The sequence below is a fragment of the Candidatus Poribacteria bacterium genome, from assembly GCA_021295755.1.
Lineage (GTDB): Bacteria > Poribacteria > WGA-4E > WGA-4E > PCPOR2b > PCPOR2b.
In genome coordinates this window covers 1-2913 of sequence record JAGWBT010000254.1, presented here as the reverse complement: position 1 = coordinate 2913, position 2913 = coordinate 1, and the positions used below count along the sequence as shown (strand labels likewise).

Here is a 2913-nt window from a genome sequence, read left to right as displayed (position 1 = left end):
GGATTGCGTACCATGCCTACACGTTTGCGCCAGCATTACGAATCCGGAATGATTGTTGCCAAATGGCTATCAGAACGTCCCGAAGTCGCCAGAGTGATTCATCCGGCGTTGCCGGGAGACGCCGGATATGAAATTTGGAAACGAGACTTTTCAGGTGCAAGTGGTTTGTTCGCATTTATCCTCAATCCTGTATCAACTTCAGCAGTTGCTGCGCTTGTCGACAATGCCAAACTGTTCGGAATCGGATACAGTTGGGGAGGTTTTGAGAGCCTGTTGATTCCCTTCGACCCGAGTGACTACAGAACGGCGACAAAATGGGAAGCCGAAGGTCCGGCACTTCGCATGCATGTCGGTTTGGAGTCCACCGACGATTTGATTGCTGACTTGGAAGTTGGTTTCGAGGCAATGAACCTGAGGGAATAAAATGTCCGGCCAAAACGAACAAATTCGTAGTGAAATCGATCAGCTGATTGAACGGCACTTATCAGTCGAGCTGGCAACAGTTTCCGCCGATGGGGTACCCTCTGTAAGTTATGCGCCATACGTCTATATGGGTAATCTGTCGTTTGGTGTATTTTTAAGCAGTCTCGCTGAACATACGCATAATATTGCAAGTAACAACAGCGTATCAGCCATGGTGATAACAAGTGAAAAAGATTCACCAAATCTATTTGCCAGAGAGCGAGTTGTAATCACCTGTAAGGCTGAACTCCATGATCGAAAAAGTATTGAGTTCGCCAATTGGATTCCGAGCTACCGGGAACGTTTCGGTGCTATAGTCGATACTCTGGTGCAGCTCGCCGACTTTAATCTTCATACCTTGCAACCGGTGCGAGCAGTCTATGTCAAGGGATTCGGTCAGGCTTATAGAATTTCGGGTGATGATATGAATGAAGTAGAACATATCACCAATCCCGCCCGTGATGCGCAAAACCGAAATAAGGCCACAAAGAGGAGTCAAAAGTGATCGTTGAACAGATTTGGACAAATAACGCCTACCGCAATTTTAACTACCTGATTGCTTGCGGAGAGTCAGGTGAAGCCATCGCAATAGACCCGCTCGATCACTCAAAATGCCTGGCCAGAGCTAAAAATCGCGGATGGGAGATTACGGCAGTACTGAACACGCATGAGCATCATGATCATACCGGTGGCAATGAGATGATGATTAAAGCAACAGGTGCCCAGTTAATCGCCCACAAGAATGCCAAGGATAAAATACGTGGAATCGGTAAGGTGGAACTCGAGGCAATGGATACTCCCGGCCATACCATGAGTCATATCTGTCTTCTCTCTCACAGCGACGTCCCTGCACTATTCTGCGGCGATACACTGTTCAATGCAGGTGCGGGGAATTGTCACAACGGAGGTCACCCTCATGAACTCTATGAGACATTTGCAAGCCAACTCGACAATCTATCTGCTGATACGAAAATATACCCGGGGCACGACTACATCGCAAACAATCTGGCATTCACGCTTGAACAGCAGCTGACCTCCTGGCTCAAATAGAGAATCAAGACCCGGATGAAGCGCTTGTCACAACACTGAAGATGGAAAAGACATTCAATACGTTCTTTCGATTGAGCAGTCCGACTGTGATTGAGCGACTTCGCGATAGTTTTCCTGACCTACCCGACAACCCCGACCGGAAAACTGTATTTCTAAAACTGCGTGAATTGAGAAATAGTTGGTAGCGCTCAAGACGCGTCAACCCGATTTTTTGGCAATCACAATTTGTCGAAAAGTCAGATTGATCCTTTCGCCTCGGACTGTTTTGGTTTTTGGCACAGAGTGCCTCCAATAACGCTGTGTTTCACCTGTCATGATCAGAACCGAACCATGCGTGAGAATTCTTTCCCAACGGCAAGCAAGTTTTTTGTGTTTCATGAGGAACTTTCGCTTGTCTCCCAAACTGATTGAAGCAATTGTGGGTTGATATCCTAATTCCGGCTCATTGTCACTGTGCCATCCCATACTGTCGGAGCCACTTCTGTAAAGATTCAACAAAACACTGTTGAATCGAATCCCTGTCAGGTTTTCGAGAGAATTTCGCAACTGCGATAGAGTTTCAGTCCACGGTAGTGGCACATTACGCAATCCGGAATACGTATACACAGCTTCTGGGTCACCATACCAAGCTGATAGTCGGGGAGACTTGACCACTTTCGCACCCATTTTGATTGTCGGCTGTATCCATGCTGTTTGCTCGCGCAACTCTTCCAGATAAAGTGTTGCCAAGTGCGGTGGGATAAATTCCTCTTTTGTCCAAAGACAACCTCCATCGAGTTTCGTAAGATCAAAAGAGGCGTTGAGCAGTCTATCGTTTAGTTTATTTTCTGACACGATTGCAGGTTGTGGGTATCGGATGAACCTAATGACCGATATATGTTTATCCGTCACACCTCCGCCAATCTGGCACGACGTCCACCACGGCGCACATTTTCCTGCTGAAATGGTTTATTGACAAAGAGCAAACAATCTCCGACATCTACCTGATGAAAGTCGGAAAATTCTACTTGTTGTTCTTCAGTTTTAATATTTTCGGTTTTGGGTACGAGTACACAACCGCCAGCAGATAACATCTTTGAGAGTTGATCAACCAACATTGGTGAGATCTCCTCATTGCATAAAATTACCAGATTGAGGGAATGTTGACTGATATCCTTTAAAAAATCTACTGGCGTCTGGCGATGTACAGCGACCCTCAAATCCATTACCAATTCGTTTTCTGCATCACTCTTTGGAGAATCTTCAGGAAGATTGACAACTAATCGAGTCATCGCGTCCATGCCTCGAAGTATCGAACTGCAGAAAAATAGCGTGGATTCGCCTACGGCTAGAATCAATCCGTTACAAGCCATCGACGCGAAAGCGATCATTAGTTGATCAACATTCCGGGTTTTCGGTGCC

4 protein-coding genes and 1 pseudogene are annotated in these 2913 nt (G+C 46.3%); 3 read left to right on the top strand and 2 right to left on the bottom strand.

Annotated elements, in window-relative coordinates; translation table 11 throughout:
- From J4G02_23130 to J4G02_23120, 3 genes and pseudogenes are all read left to right on the top strand, one after another.
- Positions 1–423, top strand: a 423-nt coding sequence (locus J4G02_23130) for a PLP-dependent transferase (GenBank protein ID MCE2397401.1), incomplete at its 5' end; no start/stop codon positions are given.
- A gap of 1 nt (position 424) precedes the next feature.
- Positions 425–967: a pyridoxamine 5'-phosphate oxidase family protein gene (locus J4G02_23125; GenBank protein MCE2397400.1), complete on the top strand. Its 543-nt coding sequence runs from the start codon at positions 425–427 to the stop codon at positions 965–967.
- Positions 964–1697 (top strand): annotated as a pseudogene (locus J4G02_23120) (MBL fold metallo-hydrolase). The gene J4G02_23125 and the pseudogene J4G02_23120 overlap by 4 nt, the downstream one beginning before the upstream one ends.
- A 13-nt stretch (positions 1698–1710) precedes the next feature.
- Here J4G02_23120 and J4G02_23115 read toward each other — a convergent pair.
- Both J4G02_23115 and J4G02_23110 read right to left on the bottom strand, forming a co-directional pair.
- The gene (locus J4G02_23115) at positions 1711–2319 is read right to left on the bottom strand and encodes an alpha-ketoglutarate-dependent dioxygenase AlkB (GenBank protein ID MCE2397399.1); all 609 of its coding nucleotides are present in this window, start codon (positions 2317–2319) and stop codon (positions 1711–1713) included.
- 80 nt (positions 2320–2399) lie between these two features.
- Positions 2400–2913 (bottom strand): hypothetical protein (locus J4G02_23110; GenBank protein ID MCE2397398.1); only part of this gene is annotated, 514 nt, incomplete at its 5' end.

What these genes read in the sequence shown, in the direction of transcription:
- J4G02_23125 (MCE2397400.1), top strand. Translation starts at nt 425, where the DNA reads ATGTCCGGCCAAAACGAACAAATTCGTAGTGAAATCGATCAGCTGATT.